Source organism: Nocardia sp. NPDC055165 (assembly GCF_053606985.1).
In genome coordinates this window covers 55355-78243 of the sequence record NZ_JBSGSS010000003.1, presented here as the reverse complement: position 1 = coordinate 78243, position 22889 = coordinate 55355, and the positions used below count along the sequence as shown (strand labels likewise).

At 67.9% G+C, this 22889-nt stretch carries 18 protein-coding genes; 8 read left to right on the top strand and 10 right to left on the bottom strand.

Annotated features, from left to right (window positions below; genetic code table 11):
• The 3 genes from ACWFRF_RS07110 to ACWFRF_RS07100 form a co-directional block, all read right to left on the bottom strand.
• On the bottom strand, positions 1-4023 hold a 4023-nt coding region (locus ACWFRF_RS07110), incomplete at its 3' end, for a beta-ketoacyl synthase N-terminal-like domain-containing protein (protein ID WP_452449187.1).
• A 23-nt stretch (positions 4024-4046) separates the two neighbouring features.
• Positions 4047-4658 (bottom strand): GDSL-type esterase/lipase family protein, encoded by a 612-nt coding sequence (locus ACWFRF_RS07105; RefSeq protein WP_452449186.1) that lies wholly within the window; start codon positions 4656-4658, stop codon positions 4047-4049.
• Positions 4645-5847 carry an NAD(P)/FAD-dependent oxidoreductase gene (locus ACWFRF_RS07100; RefSeq protein WP_378988896.1) on the bottom strand — a complete coding sequence of 401 codons (1203 nt, stop codon included), beginning with the start codon at positions 5845-5847 and terminating at the stop codon, positions 4645-4647. Before ACWFRF_RS07100 ends, ACWFRF_RS07105 begins: the two co-directional genes overlap by 14 nt.
• A 214-nt stretch (positions 5848-6061) precedes the next feature.
• Here ACWFRF_RS07100 and ACWFRF_RS07095 point away from each other — a divergent pair, with 214 nt between their 5' ends.
• Positions 6062-6592, top strand: a complete 531-nt coding sequence (locus ACWFRF_RS07095) for a PaaI family thioesterase (protein ID WP_452449185.1) — start codon at positions 6062-6064, stop codon at positions 6590-6592.
• Here ACWFRF_RS07095 and ACWFRF_RS07090 read toward each other — a convergent pair.
• The 5 genes from ACWFRF_RS07090 to ACWFRF_RS07070 form a co-directional block, all read right to left on the bottom strand.
• Positions 6589-8376, bottom strand: a complete 1788-nt coding sequence (locus ACWFRF_RS07090) for an AMP-dependent synthetase/ligase (RefSeq protein WP_452449184.1) — start codon at positions 8374-8376, stop codon at positions 6589-6591. The genes ACWFRF_RS07095 and ACWFRF_RS07090 overlap by 4 nt on opposite strands.
• Before the next feature lie 62 nt (positions 8377-8438).
• The gene (locus tag ACWFRF_RS07085) at positions 8439-10019 is read right to left on the bottom strand and encodes a PfaD family polyunsaturated fatty acid/polyketide biosynthesis protein (RefSeq protein WP_452449183.1); all 1581 of its coding nucleotides are present in this window, start codon (positions 10017-10019) and stop codon (positions 8439-8441) included.
• Positions 10020-10235: 216 nt separating this feature from the next.
• Entirely contained in the window at positions 10236-11114 is an 879-nt protein-coding gene (locus ACWFRF_RS07080) for an alpha/beta hydrolase family protein (RefSeq protein ID WP_378988889.1), read from the bottom strand.
• Positions 11114-11635 (bottom strand): DUF4442 domain-containing protein, encoded by a 522-nt coding sequence (locus ACWFRF_RS07075; protein WP_378626832.1) that lies wholly within the window; start codon positions 11633-11635, stop codon positions 11114-11116. Before ACWFRF_RS07075 ends, ACWFRF_RS07080 begins: the two co-directional genes overlap by 1 nt.
• Before the next feature lie 69 nt (positions 11636-11704).
• Positions 11705-12643: a LysR family transcriptional regulator gene (locus ACWFRF_RS07070; RefSeq protein ID WP_378626831.1), complete on the bottom strand. Its 939-nt coding sequence runs from the start codon at positions 12641-12643 to the stop codon at positions 11705-11707.
• Between the two features lie 372 nt (positions 12644-13015).
• On the opposite strand from ACWFRF_RS07070, the gene ACWFRF_RS07065 reads away from it, so the two are divergent.
• From ACWFRF_RS07065 to ACWFRF_RS07035, 7 genes are read left to right on the top strand one after another with little or no spacing between them, the layout of a single operon-like run.
• On the top strand, positions 13016-14239 hold the full coding sequence (locus tag ACWFRF_RS07065; RefSeq protein ID WP_387442697.1) for a cytochrome P450: 1224 nt from the start codon (positions 13016-13018) through the stop codon (positions 14237-14239).
• A gap of 37 nt (positions 14240-14276) precedes the next feature.
• Complete coding sequence (locus ACWFRF_RS07060; protein WP_378988885.1) at positions 14277-15569, top strand: extracellular solute-binding protein; 1293 nt, start codon at positions 14277-14279, stop codon at positions 15567-15569.
• A 47-nt stretch (positions 15570-15616) separates the two neighbouring features.
• On the top strand, positions 15617-16603 hold the full coding sequence (locus ACWFRF_RS07055) for a sugar phosphate isomerase/epimerase family protein (protein WP_379313456.1): 987 nt from the start codon (positions 15617-15619) through the stop codon (positions 16601-16603).
• A complete protein-coding gene (locus ACWFRF_RS07050) occupies positions 16600-17526 on the top strand; it encodes a carbohydrate ABC transporter permease (RefSeq protein ID WP_452449182.1) in 927 nt (308 codons plus the stop codon). The genes ACWFRF_RS07055 and ACWFRF_RS07050 overlap by 4 nt, the downstream gene beginning before the upstream one ends.
• Positions 17513-18328, top strand: a complete 816-nt coding sequence (locus ACWFRF_RS07045) for a carbohydrate ABC transporter permease (protein ID WP_452449181.1) — start codon at positions 17513-17515, stop codon at positions 18326-18328. The genes ACWFRF_RS07050 and ACWFRF_RS07045 overlap by 14 nt, the downstream gene beginning before the upstream one ends.
• A 5-nt stretch (positions 18329-18333) precedes the next feature.
• On the top strand, positions 18334-19515 hold the full coding sequence (locus ACWFRF_RS07040; RefSeq protein ID WP_378988877.1) for an ABC transporter ATP-binding protein: 1182 nt from the start codon (positions 18334-18336) through the stop codon (positions 19513-19515).
• Positions 19490-20200, top strand: a complete 711-nt coding sequence (locus ACWFRF_RS07035; RefSeq protein ID WP_378988875.1) for a 5'/3'-nucleotidase SurE — start codon at positions 19490-19492, stop codon at positions 20198-20200. Before ACWFRF_RS07040 ends, ACWFRF_RS07035 begins: the two co-directional genes overlap by 26 nt.
• Here the strand turns inward: ACWFRF_RS07035 and ACWFRF_RS07030 are convergent.
• Positions 20178-21689, bottom strand: coding sequence for a class I adenylate-forming enzyme family protein (locus tag ACWFRF_RS07030; RefSeq protein ID WP_452449180.1), 1512 nt, complete (start codon positions 21687-21689; stop codon positions 20178-20180). The genes ACWFRF_RS07035 and ACWFRF_RS07030 overlap by 23 nt on opposite strands.
• Positions 21686-22888, bottom strand: a complete 1203-nt coding sequence (locus ACWFRF_RS07025) for an FAD-dependent oxidoreductase (protein ID WP_378988871.1) — start codon at positions 22886-22888, stop codon at positions 21686-21688. The genes ACWFRF_RS07030 and ACWFRF_RS07025 overlap by 4 nt, the downstream gene beginning before the upstream one ends.
• Between the last annotated feature and the right edge of the window lies 1 nt (position 22889).

Here is a 22889-nt window from a genome sequence, read left to right as displayed (position 1 = left end):
ACGCTCACCGACCGCACCCATGATCTGAACCCGCTTGATCGAATCCACCCCGAGATCGGCCTCCAGATCCAGCGACAACGCCAGCATCTCCGTCGGGTAACCGGTCTTCTCCGACACCACCTGCGACAGCACCGACCACACCGAATCGGCATCGAGCGCCGGACTGGTCGGCGCCGGGGCGGCACTCGGACCCGAAACCACAGACGCGGCAACGAAGTCCACGATGTCGTTCAGGGTCCGCAGTTCCGCGACCTGCTCCGGGCCCACGGCAGGCACACCCTCGATACGCTCACCGACCGCACCCATGATCTGAACCCGCTTGATCGAATCCACCCCGAGGTCCGCTTCCAGATCCAGCGACAACGCCAGCATGTCGGTCGGGTAGCCGGTCTTGTCCGACACCACCTGCGACAACACCGACCACACCGCGTCGGCATCGAGCGCGGGGGCCTCGCTCACCGTGACGGCGGCGGGCATCGCGGCCTGGGGAGCGGGCTCGATGTCGGCTGTCCGGCGCGCCGTGGCAACATCCGCTGCTCGTGTCGGCTGTGGTTCGGGAGTCGCCACAGCGTTCGGCGCCGAGGGCTCAGCGACTGTCCGGTGGTCGAGCAGCGTCGCCGCGGAGGTGTGACTGCCGTTCCCGTTGCCGGTGGGGAGTTCGGCGTGGAAGCCGTTCGTCCCGTTCGTGCTCGCGGTATCGACGGTCGGCGCCGGGGACCCGAGTTCGAGGCCGGACAGCGAGGCGAGGATCTCGTTGACCTGGACATGGGTCCGGCCGATCGCCAGGCTCTGTTCCTTGATCGCGTGCACGGTCTCGTGCAGGCGGTCATCGACGCCACCGGTGCGCTGGGCGTCGCGCAGAACCGAGACCAGCCCTTCGGCGACCTCGAGTTGACCCTGCGCGTACCGGCTGTGGATGTCGAGGTGCTGCTGGGCAGCCACGTCGTATCCGGTCGCGGGCTGATGCCCGATGGTCGACTCCGCCCGGACCGGCGCGGCGGCCGGAGCTTCGGCGCTCACCAGTTCCCGAGTGACGGCGGGTGTCCGCGCGGCCTCGTTCCGACCGGCGGCGTAGGCCTCGGTGGTGAGGCGCTCCCGCTCGGCGGTATGCGCTCGCGCGGCCACCTGCGCCTGTGCCGCGGCCTCGGCTTCGGCGGCCTCTCGCGCCTGCGTGACGGCTTCCAACACGAGCTGCTCCTCGATTCCCTTGCGGTAGAGTTCTTTCCGGGATTCCGGCACGAAATCGCGGCCGTTGAGCCGCACGACCATGCCGGGCGCCTCCGGCACCGCGAACGGTGCGGCGTCGTGGCGGTGGATGTCGACGATGGGCGCACCGAGCACCGCCAGTTGCAGCGCCGCCTTCTTGAGCGCCACGTCGCTGTCGCCGGTCGGGCCCTGATCGGTGGACAGGGCGATCACCTCGGCGCCGAGCGTCCGGCGCACGAGCGAGGTGAGCGTGGCCTTCGGGCCGAACTCGACGAACACGTTGCAGCCGTCGGCCTGCATGGCCCGCAGACCTGCCACGAACTCGACGGTTTCGAGCAACTGCTCGGTGAGCACGCGACGGTTGGTCGCGACCCGCGCACCGTATTCGGCGTCCCGGGAATTCGCGTAGATCTTGGTCTTGGGGGCGCGAATGGCGACGCTCTTCACCGCGGCCTTGAACGGCTCGACCGCGTGGGCGACGTAGCGGGTGTGGAACGCGCCCGCTACCGGCAGCTCGCGCACGGTCAGTCCCTGTGCCCGGCCCGCCGCGACGAACTCCGCGACAGCCGCGGTGCCGCCGCCGACCACCACCTGGTCGGGTGCGTTGTGATTGCACACGCTCACGTCGGGATGGTCGGCGAGGATCGCGCTGACCTGTTCACGGTCGGCCTGTACCGCCGCCATCGTGCCCGCGTCGGTGTCGGTGTCGATCGCCATCGCCGCTCCGCGTGCCCTGGCGAGAGTGAAGTAGTCGACGGCGTCCAGCGAACCCGCTGCCCACAGCGCGGTCAGTTCACCGAAGCTGTGGCCCATGAACCCTTCGCAGGTCAGGCCGCGCTCGGCCAGGAACCGGTACTGGCCCACCGACAGCGCCGCGATCGCGGGCTGCGCGAACTCGGTGCGCCGCAACGTCGCCTCCTGGGCGTTGCGCAGCTCGGGGTCGAACACCGGCGCCGGGAACACCACCGAGGCCGGCGGCCGGGCGGCGTCGGCGAACACGGCGTTGGCCTCGTCGAAGGCGGTGGCGACGGTGGGGTTGTTCAGCACCGCGGCCAGGCCCATGTCCACGTATTGGCTGCCCTGACCGGCGAACAGCGCGCCGATCTTCAGATCGGGCATGGCGCGCCGGCGGAAGACGATGCCGCGCGGATGCGTCCATTCGTCGGCGTCACCGGCGAGTTCGGTCACCGCCAGTGCGCGCAGTGCCGATGCTTCCTCGTCGTCGCGCGCCACGAACCCGACGCGCGCGTGCTCGGCCGGAATCCCGGCGTCACCGTTCGGGGCGGCGTCCGAGCTCAGCAAGCTCGCCAGTTCGGTTGTCGAGGCGGCGTGCCACAGGTGGACTCGCGCGGTGCGGTGCATCGTGAGCGCGTGTCCGCGGCCCTCGGCTGCTTCCTCGAGGATCGCGTGAAAGTTGGTGCCGCCGAAGCCCATCGCCGATGCCGCCGCACGACGCTGCGGCCGGTGCGGATCACGAATCCACGGCCGGGTCCTGGTGTTGATGTAGAGCGGCGAGGAATCGTCGAGCGCCTTGTTCGGCGCGGTGACATTGATCGTCGGCGGCAGCACCTTGTGGTGCAACGCCAGTGCCAGCTTGATCAGGCTGGCCGCACCGGCGGCGCCCTTGGTGTGCCCGATCTGGGATTTCACGCTGCCGATCGCGGCGTACCCGGTCTCGTCGGTGGCCTCGCGCAGCACCGCGTTCAAGGCGGCGAGTTCGGTCTGATCGCCGACGCGGGTGCCGGTGGCATGTGCCTCGAACAGCCCGATCGTGGCGGGCGAGCAGTCCGCGTCCTCGTAGGCGCGGTGCAGGGCGGCCTGCTGACCTTCGGCGCGCGGGGCATAGATGCTCTTGAACCGCCCGTCGCTCGACGATCCGATGCCCTTGATCACCGCGTACACCCGGTCACCGTCGCGCTCGGCGTCGGCGAGGCGCTTGAGGGCGATCATGCCGATGCCCTCGCCGACCAGGGTGCCGTCGGCACTGTCGTCGAGCGGCTTGATGACACCGGACCGCGACAGCGCCCCGACCTTGCTGAAGCACAGGTAACCGAAGATCGAGTTCTCGGTGTCACAGCCACCGGTGATCATCATGTCGGCGCGACCGGACACCAGCTCGCTGATCGCGACGTGGACCGCCGACAGCGAACTGGCGCACGCCGCGTCGACGGTGCAGTTCATGCCGCCGAGATCGAGGCGGTTGGCGACCCGGCCCGCGATCACATTGCCCAGCAGGCCGGGGAACGAGTTCTCCTCCCACGACGGGAAGGCGTCGGCGTACTTCTGCGCGATCTGTTCGGCGTCGGCCTGGGTCAGCCCACAGCTGCGGATGACCTCCTTGAGCACCGGCGTCGACAGACGGGCGGCCAGCGGGTGCGACAGTGTCGTCGGTCCGGCGACGCCGAGGACCACACCGGTGCGCTCGGGCCGGTACCAGTCCGAGCCGACAGCGCCCGCGTCGGCGAGCACGTCACGAGCCACCAGCAGGCTCAGCAACTGCACGACCGTGGTGACCTCGAGCTGGTTGGGCGGCAGCCCGAACTCGGTGACGCTGAACGGCATCTCGGGCACGAAACCGCCACGGCGGCAATAGGTCTTGTCGGGCGCCGTCGGGTCGGCGTCGTAGTAGTCGTCGAGGTTCCAGTGCGTGGCCGGCACGTCGGACATGCAGTCCGCGGCGTCGACGACGTTCTGCCAGAAGTCACGGAAGTTGGCGGCCATGGGGAACAGTCCGCTCAGTCCGACGATCGCGATCGGATTGTCGGCTAGTCGCCGCGTCATGGCCGGGTCTTCGGAGTGCCGAAGGTGGTCGTTCATGGTTGCTATCCCTTGTCTTCTGCTCAGAGTTGCGAAACTCGCACAGTCCGGACCTCGTCGATGAGGTCGGCCATCGCCGTACCGATGAGCTGATGGCCCGCCGGACTCGGATGCATGCCGTCCGGGGACCACATGACCGGGTCCGCGGTGATGGGTGCGTTCACCAAATCGAGTCGCACGAGATCGAACTCGTGGACGAGGTCGTCGAGATAGTCGTTGGCTTGCGCGAATCGCGACCGCAACACCGTGCGGACGGATTCGGGCAGGCCGGGCAGGCGGTCCGGGATATTCGGCCAGTTCGTGGTGAACACCAGCCGATCCGGGCGCGCCAGCCCGGCATAGATATGACGCAGGTTGCGGCGGAAGCGATCCGGGTCGTAGTCGGTGACCAGGTCGTTTCCGCCCACGATCACGCCGATCAGCGCAGCATCGGCGGCCAGGGCGATCGGCAGTTGCCGGTCGACGACATCCTGGGTGGTGGCCCCGTAGGAGCCGAGGTTCAGTATCGCGCCGGAAATTCCGAGCAGGTGCTCGACGTGCGCGACAAATCCCGCGAAGGAGCCGTCGGAGTTGACCGAACCGCCGCGCCCCTCCGCGAAACTGTCACCGAGCACCATCAGCTCATACGTTGGCACCGAGCAATTTCGCGATGCGTTCCGGCGCGAAGAATTCCTCGCCGGTCATTCCGCCGCCGACCATCGCATAGAAGTCCGTGGCATATTCTTCGTTCTTTTCCAGCGCACGGAAAACGGCCAGCAATTGCGGAGTCAGTTCCAGCGTGGAAATCGTGCAGGTGAACTCGAAACTCGACTGCGATTTCTCGTCACGCTCGCGCTGGTAATCGGCGAGCGCCTCGGCCATCGGTCGCTGATCGCTCAGACCCTCGTGCACCCGCTCGGCCAGCAGCGCCGCGTAGTCGAACGCGTCGGAGATGCCGAGCCCGGTGAACGGGTCCTTGTGGTACCCCGCGTCCCCGACCAGCGCCCAGCCTTCGCCGTGCGACTGGCGGCGGTAGTTGTCCGGGTACCGCATCGGGGTGAAACGCTCCTCGCGCTTGCCCTTGGTGACCAGTTCCTCGGCGAACTCGGGCAGGATCTCGCGAGCGACCTTCACGAAGTTGGCCTCGACGTCGGCACGGAAATCAGCGTAGGTGTCGATCTTGCGCATGACCGCCACGAGGGTCTGGTCGTTGTGGGTCGGCCAGATGCCGATCTGCTGCTTGTCGCCGATCCGGCTGTGGAACTCCGACACCGACAGGCCGCTGAAGTAGCTGTAGTAGATGAAGCACTCGGCCGCGACCTTCGTGTAGGTCTCGGCGCCGACAGCGTTGGCGACGAACGAGTTGGTGCCGTCGGCACCGATCACGATGCGGGCCCGCTCCTCGGCGATCTCACCACCGGCGACCGAACCGCGAATACCGACGACCACACCGTCTTCGATGATCAGTTCGCTGACGGTGTACCCGGTACGCACCTCGGCGCCGGCCTCCCTGGCACCCTCGACCAGGATCGCGTCGAGTTCGGTGCGCCGCGGCGCGTAGGTGGCGTCGATGCCCTGGATGGGATCGGCGAACCCCGCGATGACGATGTCGAGGTAGGACACCGTCATGCGCTTGATCGCCGGCACACCGGTGGCGATCAGCTTGTCGAGCAGGCCCCACTGGGCCAGCCGGGCCAGCCCGCGCTGCTGAATGTAGTGCGTCGAGATGGTGTCGCTCGGGAACGTGGCACGGTCGACCACCAGGACTCGATGCCCCTGCCTCGCCAGCAACATGGCAACCGGTGAACCCGCGCACCGCGCGCCGACAACAATCGCGTCATACATCAGGGTGACTCCTCAGTAAATGAAACGCTTATGGCCCCGGATGCGATTTTACGGAGTCGAACCGCTCGATCCGCGTACCGATTTCCAATCGGATTACATGAATAGATGTTCCAGAACAATGATTTCGAATATTAGCGATCCGGCAGCTCGGATGAATAGTTGAATTCAACTTCCGTTCATCACGAAAAACGGTTCGATATGGGCTAATTGGGGCATGCCAACTGGAAATGAACCGGCCCCCGGAATCGCCGCAGCACAGGCTCGGCTGACGAATATGACCGGTGCCGCGACGCCGGACTACGAACAGATCCGCAAGACCGTCGACACGCTCGTCCCGTTCGTGAATCTGGTGGGCGTGCGCATGACCGAGCTGGGCCCCGGCTCGGCGGTGGCCGAGATCCCCGAGGCACCGGCGATGAGCAATCACCTGGGCACGGTGCACGCGGGCGCGCTGTTCCTCGCCGCCGAAGTCGCCTGTGCCGGTGCGTTTTCCGGCATCGTCGCACCGCGCATCCTGCACGTGCGGACCTTCGTGCTGCGCAGCACCAAGGCCACCTTCTTCCGGCCTGCCCGCGGCCGGATCCGCGCCAGTGGCACGGTGAGCTCCCCGATCCTGGCCGAGGTGGTCGGGCGCAGGACCGAGGAGCAGTTCGATATCACCGGAAAGGCGCTGCTGCACGACGACAGCGGCGCCTTGCTCGCCAAGGTGGATCTCGAGTACTTCTGCTGGCTGGGCGCGGCTTAATCCGGATACAGCGTGGTGATGACGGCGCCGAAGTCGGCTTCGATCGCCGCGCGACGCAGCCGCAACGAGGCCGTCAGCTGCCCCTTCTCCATCGAGAAGTCCTCCGCGAGAACGGCGAACCGGCGAATCGACTCCGCACGGGAGACGAGCCGGTTCGCCGCCTCGACACCGGCGGAGATCTCGGCGAGCAACCGGGTGTCCTCGGTCGGGACCCCGCCGGACACGTCCACGCCGTGCTCCGCGGCCCAGCGAGCCAGCACCACCGGATCGACGGTGATCAAGGCGGTCACATACGGTCGGCCTTCACCGACGAGCATGCAGTTGCTCACCAAGGCGTGCAGGCGAACCCGGTCTTCGAGCGGCGCGGGCGCCACGTTCTTGCCGCCGCTGGTGACGATGATCTCCTTGCGCCGGCCAGTGATGAACAGGAATCCGTCCTCGTCGAGCCGGCCGAGATCGCCCGTGGCCAACCAGTTCTCGGCCGAATGGCCGCCGTCTGGCCAGTACCCGGGGAAGACCTGCGGGCCCCGGACCAGAATCTCGCCGTCGTCGGCGATCGCGACGGTCGTGCCGGGCACCGGTCGGCCGACCGCGCCTGCCCGATTGGCGTGCGGCGCACTCATACTGACCGTCGACGACGCCTCGGTCAGGCCGTACGCGCCGATGATCTCCACACCGATGCCGGTGAAGAAGTCCGCCGTCGACGGTTCCAGCGACGCGCCACCCGCGACCATGTGCTCGAGCCGCCCGCCGAGCATGCCACGCCACTGTTCGCCGATCCGGGCGTCGATCACCGCGTCCGCCGGTGGCTGCTGACCGCGCCTGCGCGCATGGCCGACAGCGATCGCCGCCGCCTCCGCGTCGTCGTACCGATCACCGCCGAGTGCCTGACGCGCTGCCTTGCGGATCTTCTCCAGGACGTAGGGGACACCGATCAGGAACGTCGGCCGAAAGATGGGCAGTTCGGCGGGCAGTTGCGCGGGAGTGGCGACCAGGCCCGTGCGGACTCCGGCCAATACACACCCGAACTGCACGACCCGCCCGTACACGTGCGCGAGCGGGAGGAACAGCAGTGTCGACGCGGGATCCGCCGGGGTGCGGCGGAATACGGTGTCGAGGAGTTCCACCACGTTGGCCGCGGCGGCGAAAATATTGCGGTGCGTCAGCAGGCAGCCCTTGGGGACGCCCGTGGTGCCGCTGGTGTAGACGATCGTCGCGACATCATCGGCGCGCACTGCCAGCCGACGCTCGGTGGCCTCGGCGTCGGCGATCACCTCGCCCTGCTCGACCAGCGCGGGAAACGACGAACCGAGCAGCCAGGCCCGGCCGCGCAGATCTCCCGCCGCCGCACCGATCAACTCGCACTGTTCGATCGTCTCCACGAAACACGCGCTGGGACGGGCATCGGCCACGATGTGCTGGATCTGCTCGGCCGACGATGTCGGATACACCGGTACGGCCATCGCGCCCACGCTCAGCACGGCGAAGTCCGCCGCCGACCATTCGAAACCGGTCCCGCCGAGGATCAGCACCCGATCGCCTACGCCGATCCCGTTGGCCAGCAGGCCCTTCGCGAGTCCGAGGACGAGCCGGGCGAACTCGTCGTAGCCGACGTCGAGCCAGCCCTCGGCCGTTCTCCGGCTGAACACCACGGCCGACGGGTCGGCAGCGGCCTTGGAGAACACTACGTTGGCCAAGTTGTCGTCATCGGCCATGGTGACCAGTGGCGCGACACTGTATTCCTGTGCGACCCGCAGTCCCTGCACGGCGCCGGCATCTTGCACGGCGCTATCCCCCTGCACGGCGCTATCTCCCTGCACGGCGCTATCTCCCTGCACGGCGCTACTCATCGTGACTCGATGCTGGTCAGCGGGGCCGGAACGTAGGTCGAGCAGCGGCCCGGGAGTCGCACGCCCGCCGCGCGCAACTGACTCACGCGGGTGGCGAACGCCGCACCGTGCATGATCTGCAACCCGACCTCGGCGACATGGCGGTGCGCCGGTGCGGCCAGGTAGGTGCCGGCGACCCAGTCGTTGAACGCGCCCATCGCGGGCCCGCACCAGATCTGATAGTCGAGGGTGCGCTCGGGCGTCGCGGCCGTGCTCCAGCCCGACGACCGGCCCAGATACCACCGGAAGATCAGTGCCATCCGGCGTTTCGGGTTCCCCTCGGCGCGCGCGATCTGCTCGGGGTCGCGCTCACGGAAGTAGCCGAGGCAGTCGTTCCACACCTCGTCGAAGGAGCGAGCCAGGATCCGCTGCTCGATTTCGGCGCGTTCGGCGGCGGGGATCGCCTCGATGCCGTCGTAGCGCCGATAGGTGTCGTACAACCGCCGTGCGCGGCTCGCGAACATCGTGCCGCGTTGCAGCACCTGCACGTCGACGCCGAGTTCGAACATGTCCGACGAGGGCGCCATCGTGGTGTCGGCGACGCCCGCGGCGGCCAGCAGCCGCTTCGCCGTCTCCGACTGCGCCGCTTCGACAGTGGCCTGATTGACCGACCCCGTGACCACGTAGGAGGCACCCATCGCGAAGGCCGCCGCGGCGGCCGCCGGAGTGCCGATGCCACCGGCCGCGCCGACCCGGACCCGCTGGGCGAAACCGTATTCACGCTGGATCCGTTCGCGCACCGCCAGCAGCGACGGCAGCAGCACCACCAGCGGACGGCGGTCGGTGTGGCCACCGGAGTCCGCCTCGCCGGTGATGTCGTCGGCCATCGGAACCGATGCCGCCAGCTGCGCCTGCTCGGCGGTGATCTCCCCCGCGTCCAGCAATCCGCGCACCAGGTGCTCCGGCGCCGGGCGCAGGAACAGTTCGGCCACCTCGGCGCGAGACACCTTGGCGATCACCCGGTTCCGGGCGATCACCTGGCCGTTCGGGTCACGGTGCAGGCCGGCCAGCCGGTAACGCACCACCTGCGGGGTCAGGTCGAGGAAGGCCGACGCCTCCACGCAGCGCACCTCGTGGCGCAGGCACGCGTCGACGATCGCCCGCTCCAGCGCGTTCTCGCTGGGACTGTGGATCAGGTTGCAGGCGAAGGGTTTTCCCGGCGCCTCACGCCCGATCGTGGCCAGGGCCTCGTCGATCCGGGCGGGCAGCACACCGGCGGCGCCGAACGAGGCGAGCAAGCCGGCGCGCGCCATCGCGACCACCATCGGCGCCGAGGCGATCCCGTTGGCCATCGCACCGGCGTGGTAGGCGAAGTTCACGCCGTGGGTCTGCCGGAACTCGTTGTTGCCCAGCGTTTCCGGCCGCAGCGCCGGAGCCGCTGCCAGCACTTGCGCGCCGCGCGCGGTGCCGGCGTCGGTGGTCACCGCGACACCGCGTTCGTCACGGACCACGAACACCGGCTTGTCCAATTCCGACAGCGCACGGTAGATGGAGTTGTCGTCCCTGGCGAGCGCCGAGGGTGCAAGGGAAGTCGTCACTGTGCCAATCCTTCTGAGAGCCCGAGGGCAGAGGTCGCTATCGAGAAATGCCACGAACGGTCGGCGCCGCGAACGACGCACGTCGGCGCCCGGGGTGGTCGGCCGTCCTGCGGCGAGGCGGGCAGCCATCGCTACCGAGTCGGCCGACCATCGCTGAGCGATCGGCCTGCGCTACCGACCGAGATCGGTCTTCGATGCCGAGTGGATCGGCCATCGCTACTGGGGCGGTCGGCCTTCGGCAACCCAAGCCGCGACCGCGGGCGCGACCAGTTCGCTGTCCTTCACCCACGACGCATGGCCGATGTGGGTGAAGCCCGAGGCCCGGTCGATGTGCCAGCGATGCTGATCCGCCGCGCCCATCCGCTTGCTCAGGAATCGCACCGTGGACTCGGGGCCCAGCGGGTCGCCGTCGAGCGAGATGAGCAGCACCGGCAGCGTGAATTCGCGCAGCAACCGGTCGTAGTCGCGGGCACTGCCGCTGGGCCGGTAGTTGCCGGTTCGCAGGTGCCGGGCCCAGTCGATCATCACGCCCGCGGTCATCGGCCCGATGCCGCCACCGCCGGTCCACCGGCCGCGCAGCCGGGTGACCGCACCGACCGACCAGCCGCGCGCCAGCACCTCGAGGCGCCTGCGCAGTTCGAACGACCACCAGTACACCGAGCCGGTACCGATCGTCGTGATGCTCGCGACCCGATCCGGTTCGGCCGCAGCGAACAGCAACGCGAGCTGTCCGCCCAGGCTGTGCCCGAACAGGTGCAGCGGCGCCTCGGGGAACCGCTCGCGCAGCGCGTCCGCCACGGCGGGCAGGTCGACCTCGATCAGCTCGCGATAGCCGAACCCGGGACCTTCCCCCAGTGCGGGCAGGCTGTCGCCCTGCGCGCGCAGATCGAGGACAGCGGCCGTCAGTCCGGCCGCGTGCAAGGCCGTGACCAGCGGCAGGTAGTACTTGGCCTTGATGGCCATGGCGGGCAGGATCAGCACCACCGGTGCGGCCGGATCCGCCTGCGGCAGCAGGCGTACCGCCAGGGTGGCGCCGTCGGGGGTGGCGACGGTGGTCGATTCCAGCCCGACGATCTGGGCGCGTTGCTCGCTCATCACGCCTCCGCGGCCAGCGTGCAGACGTAGTCGAGCGCCACCTTGCCGACCAGCACACCCGCGGTGTCGTACATCAGCGCCCGCGCGTCCACATCCAGCCGCTGGCCGCCCTTGGCCGCCAGTACCGTCGCGACGTCGCTCGGGTCGATGACCCCGATCGCCCGGATCCGGCCGAGGGCGGGCTTGCGGAACGACAGCCGCGCGTCGCGCAGCACCAGGGTGTCGATGGCCGACAACCGCGACGCCAGTGCGCCCACGAAGGCGCACGCGCCGGCGATATCGGCGGCCAGGAATTGCGCACCGGCGTGCACGGTACGCAGATGGTTCAGGACGTAGGGCTCGTCGGGAATTTCCACGATCGCGCGGTGCGGACCGATTTCGGTGATCTCGGTCCCCGCGTGGGTACCGAAGGGGACCAACTTGCTCACAATTCGCTGCAGATGCAAGAAGTCGGGGTTATCCGGATCGATCGCCTCGAATACCGAACCGAGGGTGGCTGAGGTTTTCAGTTCAGGTGCCATGAAATAATTGCACCATCCGCACCCGCCGATTCGGATTTCCATTGCCGATCTCAATCGACCGAATGGTAATCAACTCGCCAGCGGTTCTCCGTAGACCTTGCCGCGGATAGTGGATTGAAGGAAATTCTTCGTCGAATCGAGGCTGTCCAGGAATACCTGCACCACTTCGTTGGGACTGTCGACGCGCCAGGCGACCTGTAATTCCACCACCGGTTCCGGATCGACGAGGGGAACCACCTTCAAACCCATCGGCCGCGGCTCGTCCATGCTGATGAACGACGCGAACCCCACATACCGGCGGGCGGCCACGGTGATCTCGGTGGCCACCGAGTCGTTCATGTACTCGGCGACCTTCGGGAACGCGCCCGCCCGCTCGCCCGCGGTCATGATGGCGTCGTACATCGCCGGGCTCACCTCGCGGTTGAACAGCACGCACGGCGTTTCGGCCAGTTCGCGGATCGAGATCGAGGACCGGTCGGCCCACCGGTGCCCCTGCCCCACCAGCGCGCCGATGCGCATCTGCAGCAGACACCGCGACAGCACCGACCCGCCGTTGGACGCACCGCCGTAGAGCAGCCCGACATCGAGCTCCCCGCGCGTGAGAGCGGTGAGCTGCGGCCCGGAGCGACCCGAGCTGAGTTTGGTGGTGATGTTGGGATAGTGCGCGTGCAATTGGGCCAGTGACCTGGGCATGATGAGCTGCCCGGCCCGCCCGTTGAACCCGATGTTGATCTTGCCCATCCGCCCGGCCGCGATGTCGCGGACAGTGTTGGTCGCCGAGTGCACCTCCCCGAGAATCCGTCGCGCGTCGGCGCGGAACGCCTCACCCGCGGGGGTCAGCTGCACCACCCGCGACGTCCGCGACACCAGTTCGACGCCGAGATGGCGTTCCAGGCGCTTGAGTTGCTGGCTGAGTGACGGTTGCGTGAGATGGAGCCTGGCGGCCGCCCTTCCGAAGTGCAGTTCGTCAGCGATGGCAAGAAATGCCTCGATATGCCGTGTCTCCATAGTGCGCGCCTCGCGTGATCAGGTACGTGACTCGTCCGAGATATGCACCTTGTATAGCGGCACCGCACGTCATCGGGGAACGGGCCCGTGAAGCCCAGATGAGCAGCGACCGAATTCCTGCCAACCCTGCGGCGTGTCCACCCCGCCTCGCGGTGACCGGTGCCGCGAGCGGCACCGTGAACACGGTCGATTCGGCACTCGAATCGCTGGCTCGGAAAAACCCGATGATCCCCGTCTTGACAGGGCGATCCATTTCGTACCGCAATTGATCAATAATGCGTTCCGCGTTGTCGCCCGCGACACCGGAGTGGAAGACTTTTATCCGGTGCAGGCGAAGTAATTTCGACGCCGATTTTCGAAGGAGCCCAGAATATGACGACCACGGTTGCCAGCCAGCACGACGCCGAGTCGACACTGGCCGAACTGTTCGCTCCCGATACCCGACCCGATCCGTATCCCGTCCACCGCGCACTGCGCACGAAGTCCCCGTTGGTCACCAAAGGCGGCGACCTCGTGATCATCGCCAACTACGCCGATTGCCAGCAGGTGCTGCGCGACCCGTCGGTGCGCAACGACCCCAAGCTTTCCCGGCTCGGCAAGGATCACCCGGAGCGCTCGGAGTCCCTGCTGTTCCTCGATCCGCCCGCGCACACCCGCATTCGCCGGCTCGTGTCGAAGGCCTTCACACCCAGGGTTATTCGGGCCTCGCAGCCGCAGATCCACTCGATCGTGGACGAACTCATCGAAAATATCGCGAGCAAGAGCGAATTCGACGTGATCTCCGAATTCGCGCTGCCCCTGCCGGTGCGGATCATGTGCGCTCTGCTCGGCATCCCCGTCGAGGAGTTCGGCGACTTCGAACCCGCCGCCCGCAGGCTGGGCCGCGTCCTCGACTTCAACCTCGTCGTCCACAACGACGATCTCGACGACGCCGAGGGCGCGCGCAACGAGCTGATGAACTACCTGGTCAACCTGATCTCCCGCAGGCGCGGCAACCTCGGCGACGACCTGCTCTCGCGGCTCATCGAGGTCGAGGAGGAAGGCGAGGTGCTCAGCGAGGGCGAACTGCTCGCCACCTGTGTGCTGCTGATGGTCGCCGGCCACGAGACCACCGCCAACCTCATCGCCAACGGCGTACTCGCCCTGCTCCAGAATCCGGACCAGCGCGAGATCCTCGCCGCCGACCCCGAATTGGGGATCAGCGCCGCCGACGAGGCGTTGCGCTACGACGCGCCGATCCAGTTCGTGATGCGCATCGCCACCCGTGACATGGAGGTGAGCGGCACCGCGATCAGCCCCGGCACCGCGATGCTGGTGCTGCTCGCCTCGGCCAACCGTGATCCCGAGCACTACCCCGACGCCGACCGCTTCCTGGTCGCCCGCGGCGCGGCCGACCACCTCGCCTTCTCGGCCGGGGCGCACTTCTGCCTCGCCGCGGCGCTGGGCCGGGCCGAGGGCGCCGCGGCGCTGTCCGCCTTCGCCGGGCGGGTGATCGACCCGGTGCTCGTCCCGGGCTCGCTGCGCTACCGGCCCAATGTGAACCTGCGTGGCATCGACGCTTTGACCGTCACGCACGGCGGAGTTCGTCTCCGTTGATCTCCGATTCGACCACCCCCTCCACAGAAAGCCTGTTATGAACTCGCACCACCACGGCCGTAAGGCCGGATGGGGGATCGTGCTCGTCGCGGTCACCACGCTGCTCGCGGCCTGCGGCCAGAACAGCTCGGCCCCGGTCGCGGCCGACGACCCGGTGACCATCACCTTCCTGTCCTACACCTACGGACAGACCAACCCGCTAGGCAAGGGCATCGAGAAGTTGATCAACGACTTCCAGACCGCCAACCCGAAGATCACGGTCAAGCCGCAGTCGGTCCCGACGGCCGACGCGCTCACCAAGCTCCAGAGCGAAGTGGTGGCGGGCAACCCGCCCGATGTCGCGCAGATCGGCTGGAGCAAGGTCGCGCAGGCCTCGCAGACCTTGCCGCTGCGCTCGCTCGAAGAGGTCGCCGGCACCGACGAGTGGAACAAGCACATGGCGGGCTTCGTCCCGTCGGTACTGAAGGCGACCCCGGTGGCCGGCGCCAAGAAGCCGGTCGCGATGCCGTTCATGATGGCCACCCCGGTGGTCTTCTACAACGCCGACCTGTTCACCGCGGCCGGGCTCGATCCCGCCCAGCCGCCCAAGACGATGGCCCAGCTCAAGCAGGCCGCGCAGGCGATCAAGGACAAGACCGAGGCGCAGGGCGTGTACGTCTCGGCGGCCGACCCGGGCAAGTCCGACTACCTGACCCAGTCCCTGGTCAACAGTGCCGGTGGCGCGCTGGTGTCGAGCAGCGGTGAAGTCACCGTCGACTCGGCCCCGGTGATCACCGCGCTGTCGACGATCCAGGATCTGACCAAGTCCGGTGTGCAGCCCGCGGTCGACTTCGCTTCCGCGCAAAGCGCTTTCAACTCGGGCAAGCTCGGCATGCTGGTCACCACCGGTGGCGGTCTGCTGACCCTCGACGCGGCGGCCAAGGGCAAGTTCGCCCTGCAGGTGGCGCCGCTGCCCGCCTTCGACAACCTGCCTGCCCGCCCCACCTTCTCCGGCTCCGGCCTGACGGTCGTGGCCAAGGACGCCGCCAAGGCGAAGGCAGCGTGGAAGTTCGTGCAGTTCATGACCAACGACGAGAGCTTCAAGCTCATCGCCTCGCAGATGGGCTACCTGCCGCTGCGGACCGCGGCGGAGTCCTCGGCCGATCCGCGGCTCGGCTCGGCTGTCAAGCAGATGGCCGATCTGGCTCCCTACACCGCCTTCCCGGGCAAGCAGTCCAACCAGGGCGTCGTCATCCTCCAGGACGAGGCCGTCGAACCGATCGTCCTTCGCGGCGCCGACCCGGCGGCGACCCTGCGCGCCGCCGCCGCGAAGATCCGCGGACTCAACTGAGTTCGCGCACCCTCCGCTGACCACCACCCCCTCGAAGAGAGACACCGTTGTCACACCAGGTATTCGCACACACGCCACCGAACGGTTCGACCGACGGTGGCGCGATCCCGAACAAGATCGGCCTGACGGTCAATCCATGGTCGGGAAAGCAGCTCCTACGCTCCGATTTCGAGGAGATGCGCGAATTCCTCGATGAGGCCGCGACCGCCGGGTTCGGCTATGCCGAACTCGGCGGCTGCGGCCTCGGGGTGGTGATCGGCGGACAGGTGCAGCGCTCCCGGCTGGCGGCGCTACGCGACGCGCTGGCCGATTGCCGAGTCCGGCTCACCCTGCACAGTTCGTGGCATTCCTCCGGACGCACCGGCAATCTGCTCGACACCGGGTCCGCGTCCTCGCAGCAACTCGGTCTGCTGGCGGATCTGGAGATCGCCGCCGCGATCGGCGCCGAGGTGCTGGTCTACCACGCCGGAGTGCTGCCGAGCCTCTACAGCGACGGTGCGGCACTGACCGAGGGCATGGCGACCGAGCGCACGATGTTGCGTGAGCTCGCCGACGAATCCGGCGCGCGCGGGGTCACGATCGCGATCGAGAACCGGGCGCCCGGTCCCGCGGTACTCACCCGCCGTTCCTACGGGATGCGGCTGGATCTGGTCGCCGAGCAGGTGCGCCAGATCGATCACCCCGCGGTGACGATGTGCCTCGATGTCGGCCACGCGTACCTGTCGGCCGGCTACCTGAACTACGACTACCTGGCCGCGATCCGCGAAGTCGCCCCGGTTGTCGGCCACATTCACCTGCACGACAATTTCGGCCGGATGCCGCGCCAGCCCGACGCGAACCCGTACGAACTCGAACTCCTCGGTGAGGGCGATCTGCACCTGCCGCCCGGCTGGGGCACGATCCCGCTGGACGAGGTGCTGGCGACGCCCTTCCCGCATGACCCGGCGATCATCATCGAGATGCGCCACGCCCGCCACCACGCGGAAGCCCTGCACACCACCCGGCGGCTGCTCGATGCGCGAGCCCGGTCATGACGCTCACCAAGACCCCCGAGGTGACGCCGAAGGCGCGCGTGGTCGAGCGCCCCGCCGCGACCGGGCTCGCCTGGCTGTACTTCTCGCCGACCATGCTCTCGATCACCGTGTGGGTCTACGGGCCGCTGCTGTTCACCGCGGTACTCAGCTTCCTCGACTGGAACCTGGTCTCGCCCGACATCGCGTTCAACGGCCTGAAGAACTACGAAACCCTGCTCACCGAGCCGGAATTCGGCAACGCGGCCTGGAACACGCTCGAGTACGCGCTGTTCGTGCTGCCGTTCGCGACGGTGGTGCCGTGCGCGCTGGCCATCGCGCTGTGGAAGCGCCCTGGCCGGATGAGCGAGTTCTACCGGATGCTGCTGTTCATGCCGGTCGTGCTCGCGCCGGTGGCCAATGCGCTGTCGTGGCAGTTCATCCTGGATCCGCTGTACGGCAGCCTCAATCAGGTACTCGGCTTCGCCGGAGTGGAACCGGTCAACTGGCTCGGTGACCCGGCTACCGCACTGCCGACCGTCGTGGTGGTGACCGCCCCGAAGGTGGTGGCGCTCAACACCTTGCTCTTCGGTGCGGCGCTGGCGAACCTGGACCGCCGCACCATCGACGCGGCGCGCCTCGACGACGCCACCGAGGGCGAGATCACCCGCTCGATCATCCTGCCCCAGCTGCGACGCCCGATCATTCTGCTCGGACTGCTGTCGATGGTGGTGGTGTGGCCGTGGCTGTTCACCAATATCGGGGTGCTCACCCGAGGTGGACCGAGCAATGCCACCGACAACGTCTACTACCGGCTCTACACCTACGGTTTCACCTTTTTCGACGCGGGCACCGCATCGGCGGCGGCCATCGTCATCGCGCTCGCGTTCGGGCTGCTGCTGACCGTTCACACCCTGCTCTCGAGGAGATTCCGTGCGACGCGGTGACGCGATCGGCAGACACCTGCTACTGATCACAGCCATTGTGCTGATGCTGTTCCCGGTGGTGATGGCCTTGGCCACCTCGTTCAAACCGGTGTCGACCATCTTCGATCTGAATCCGATCCCGCTTCCGGCGAGCTTGGAGAACTACGAAATGGCAGTGGGCAAGTTCCCGATCGGCAGGCTGCTGTGGAACACCTTCGTGATGGCCGCGGGCGTCACCATCGCGACCATGCTCGTCGCCCTGCCCGCCGCCTACGCGCTGGTGCGCTTCGACAAGGCACGCGGCCGTGGTTTCGTCCTCGCGGCCGTGGGCATTTCGCTGCTGATCCCGCCGCAGGCGCTGATCATCCCGCAGTTCCTGATGACCGCGAAACTGGGCTGGCAGGGGCACACGATCGGGGTGATCGTCCCGCAGCTCGGCGTCAGCGCGCTCGCGGTGCTGTTGCTGCGCGACCACATCCGGTCGGTGCCGCAATCACTGATCGGCGCCGCCGTGCTCGAGGGCGCTACGTCGTGGGAGGTCCTGCGGCACGTGGTCCTCGGCGTGATGCGCCCGGCACTGGGCGCGGTGGCGATCCTGCTGTTCATCAGTACGTGGAACGAGTTCCTGTGGCCGCTGCTGGTGATGCCCGATCCCGAGGACACCACCATCCAGCCGGGTCTGGCGCTGTTCCTCGGCCCGGAGAGCGCGGACTACGGACCGATGCTCGCCGCGGCGATGCTGGCCTCGCTGCCGGTCGTCGTGATCTATGTCCTGGCGTCGCGACGGATCGCGGACGCCTTCCTTCATTCAGGGGTTCGGTAATCGACATGACCAGTCTCAGTGTGAGCGAGCCCCCGGTGCTGACCACCGAGCTCGATCTCTCGGCCGGCGTGGTGCTCGACGGCATCACCAAGCAATACGACGAGGACCGCCCGGCTCTCGACGTCGACCTGCTGCATGTGCCCGGACAATCGCTGACGGTGCTGGTCGGCCCGTCCGGCTGCGGCAAATCGACCGCGCTCGGCGTGGTGTCCGGCCTGATCACCCCCACCGCGGGACGGGTGCTCATCGACGGCGCCGACGTCACCGAGGTGGCGCCGGGACGACGCGGAGTCTCGATGGTGTTCCAGGATTTCGCGCTGTATCCGCACATGACCGTCGAGCGCAATATCTCCTTCGGCCTGCGACTCGAGGGCAAGCACAACCGCAAGTCCGGGCTGGACCGCACCGAGATCGAACGACGGGTGGCCGGCGCGTGCGACAGCCTCGGCCTGAGCGAACTGCGCCACCGCAAGCCCGCTCAGCTCTCGGGCGGTCAGCGTCAGCGCGTCGGGCTGGCCAGGGCGATCGTTCGGCAGCCGAAGGTGCTGCTGCTCGACGAGCCGCTGTCCGCACTCGACGCGCAGCTGCGCCAGCAGGCCCGGGTCGAGCTGGTACGACTGCATCGCGAGCTCGGCAATACCGTCGTGCTCGTCACCCATGACCAGCTCGAGGCCTTGTCGATGGCCACCCACCTGGTGGTGATGAACAACTCGCGGGTGTTGCAGGTCGGTAGTCCGGCGCAGGTGTACCGGCGACCGGTCGATCTGTTCGTCGCGACGTTCCTGGGTAGCCCGCCGATGAACCTGGCGACGGTGACGATGAACGACGCCGGGGACGAGATGACCGGGCGCGGGCTGGAAGTACTGCTCCCCCAGGCTGTCCCTGGTGTTCCCGCCGAACTGACACTGGGCTGGCGGCCCGGTGACGGCACGCTCCGTGACCACGACGGCCCGGGCTTGCTCGTGCACGGTGTGGTGGAGCTGGTCGAGTTCACCGGCGACTCCAAGATCGCGCAGTGCACCGGCGAATCGGGTCGCTGGGCCGTGACGCTGCCCGCCAACGATCCGGCTCCGGCCGTCGGCGCGCGGATCCAGGTGTTCGTCCCGGCGCACCGGCTGCACCTGTTCGACCCCGACACCGGCTCCCGGGTAACGGCTTTCGATGCACCTGCTGATCACCAACGATGACGGATACCGCGCGCCGGGGCTCCTGGCGTTAGCGGAAGCCGTGCGGGCGCTCGGCATCGACGCGACGGTGGTAGCACCGAGCGGTCCGATGTCGGGCGCGAGCCAGTCCCGGCGCAGTGGCGTCGCGGTGGAGTGGGAGTGGGCCGCGCCGACCGCCGGAATTCCCACGATTCAGGTGGGGTCGACCCCGGCGGCCTGCGTGGTGTTCGCGCTGACCTCCGGGGTTTTAGCGCCGGTGGATCTGTGCCTGAGCGGTGTGAACGCGGGCGAGAACATCGGCGCCACACTCAATGTCAGCGGCACCTACGGTGCCGTCCAGGAGGCGGGAGCGCGCGGTGTGCCCGGCATCGCGCTCTCGCGCGAGTTCGGTGGTCCGTGGAACGCACCGCACGATTGGGATTGGAGCTGGGTCCCCGAGGCGACCGCCGGGGTACTCACCACGCTGCTCACAGCGCGGGCGGGCTGGTTCACCGCGAACGTCAACCTGTCCGGCACCGACCGGGGCGCGGATCCGGCCTACACCACGGTCAGCCGCGCGCTGTATTACACCGATGTCTTCGACATCGCACAGGGCGCCATCCTCAGCACGATCGGTTACCGCGCCGAGGATCTGGCGCCCGACGACGACATCCACGCCTTCGCCGAGCAGCGGCGGACCAGCATCACCCTCGTCCGGCGGGCTTGAACGGTTCGGACCGCAACGCGGTCTTGACGACCTTCCCGCCGGGGTTGCGCGGCAACGGCGCCGCGCGCACCGAGAAGTACTGGGGCACTTTGAAATCGGCGAGCCGCTCGCGCAGGTGGTCGAGCACGGCGGCTTCGTCGAACTCGACGCCCTCGACCGGCACCACCACCGCGCCGACCTTCTCGCCCATCATGTCGTCGGGCACCCCGACCACCGCGGATTCGCCGATGCCCGGGGCGCCGGCGAGGGCGTTCTCCACCTCGACGCAGTACACGTTCTCGCCGCCGCGGTTGATCATGTCCTTGGCCCGATCGGCGATCGACACCAGCCCTTGCTCGTCGATGCGGGCGAGGTCACCGGTGCGCAGCCAGCCGTCGACGAAGGTCGCGGCGGTCGCGGCGGGGTTGTTCCAGTATCCGGCGACGACAGTGGCGCCGCGGATGAGCAGTTCGCCGACTCCGCTGACCGGATCGGGCGTTTCGATGGCCAGGTCGATGATCGGCGCGGCGAACCCCACCGATTCCGCGTGTTCGGTGGCCCACTCGTGGGGCAGGTAGGTCGCGATGGACGAGGTCTCGGTCAGACCGAACCCGTTGGCCAGCCGCGCGTTCGGGAAGTGCCGGGCGATCTCGGCGACCAGCGCGGGCGCGACCGGCGCGCCGCCGTAGGCGACCCGGTTCACCGCGCTCAGATCGAAGTCGGCGAAGTTCGGCTGCCGAAACGCAAGGTAGTAGATGGCGGGAGTGTTGGTGAGCGAGGTGACCCGCTCATCGACAATCGCGCGGAGGAAATCCTGAATCTTGAACTGCGGCAGAATGATCGTGCTGCCGCCGATGGCCAGCTGAGGAATCAGCTGACTGTTGCAGGCGGTGACGTGGAACAGCGGCACCGAGACCAGGTTGCGCAGAGTCGGGCCTTCGTCGGCGGCGATGTGGGCGAGCCGGCGCACGTTCTCCACGGTGGACAGCAGGTTGCGATGCGTGGTCATCGCTCCCTTGGGTCGTCCGGTCGTCCCACTGGTGTAGAAGATCGCGGCCAGATCCATGGGACCCGCACCCTCGTGGACGTAGGGATCGCCCTGGGGCAGTGCCTCATTCGGCCGCAGGCTGAACGCGGCGTCGGAATCGGTGAGGACATAGTCGATTTCGGGGTCGGCGAACCGGGTGTTGACCGGCACGGCAACCGCACCCGCGAGCACGATTCCGAGAAAGCCGACCACCCACTCCGTTCCGGCGTTCAACAGGATGGCAACACGGTCGCCCGGTTGAATTCCCTTGTCCTGCAACCCACCCGAGACCGCGGCGGCCCGGTCCCACAGTTGCCGGTACGAAAGTCGCTCGCCACCGATCTCGACGACGGCTTCCTGCTCGGGCCACGTCTGCACGGTGTGGCGCAGCATGTCCACCAGGGAATCGGGCAGGTCGGCGTAGTGCGCGATACCGTACTCGTCGCGAAAGATCCCGGCGGTGCCGAACGGTTGCACGGTCATCGCGCACCCTGCGGGTTCAGCAGCGCGGCGAGGTTGTCCTCGGCGAAGAAGTCCCGGCCGCTGAGCCCGCCCGCCATCATCCGGAACCACTGCTGCGTGTGCTTCGCGCTGCTCGGCAACGCGCGCATCACCTCGACGTGCTTGTCCGGCAGTACCAGTCGCGAGGACTCACAGGTGAACCGGTACATCGGCTTGCTCGACCGATCCCGCTGCGCCTGATAGTCGGCGAGCGCTTCGTCGAGTGGCCGCGCCGCCGACAGCCCCTCGTGCGCCCGCTCGGCGAGCAGGTCGGCGTAGGTGAACGCGTCGCTGATCCCGAGGCCGGTGAACGGGTCCTTGTGATATCCGGCGTCGCCGACCAGCGCCCAGCCGGGGCCGTGCGATTCGCGGTAGAAGTTCTCCGGATAGCGGGCGATGTAGAACCGTTCGTCGCGTTCGCCGGTGTCGAGCAGTTCGGCGAGGTCGGGCGCGGTTTCCTTGAACGCCAACGAGAAGTTGCGCTCGACATCGGCGCGGAACGGCGCGAACCGGTCGACGTATTGCACACACCAGATCAGCGTCTTGCCGTCGTGGGTCGGCCAGCCACCGACCGCCTGCTTGTCGCCGATCCGCAACTGGCTCTGCATGGTCAGGCCGGACCAGTACGAGTAGGCGGTGAAGGTCTCCCCCGGGATCACGTCGTATTTCTGGGCCCCGGTGAGCTGGGCGACGGTGGACGCGTATCCGTCGGCGCCGATGACGAGGCGAGCGTGTTCGGTCACCGGTTCGCCGTCGCGGTCGCGGCCGACGATGCCGGTGACGAACTCACCGTCGCGCACCAGATCTGTCACGGTGACGCCTTCGCGCAGATCGACCCCGGCCTCGCGGGCGGCATCCTGCAACAGCTTGTCGAGCACGATGCGCCGCGGCGCGTAGGTCTCGGCGATACCGTCGATCGGGTCGGAGAAGCCGGAGAAGTGGGCGTCGGCGTAGGACATGGTGATCGAGTGGATGGGCGTGCAGCCGGTGGCTTTCAGCCGATCGAGCAGGCCCCAGTCCCGCAGCCGCGCCAGACCACTCTGCCGCAGCATGTGGGTCGACACAGCGTCTTTGGGAAACAGCGCCTGGTCGACGCAGAGCACTCGGTAGCCACGCCGCGCGAGCAGCATCGCGACTGTGGCGCCGGCGCAGCGCGCGCCGACAACAATGACATCGTGCACA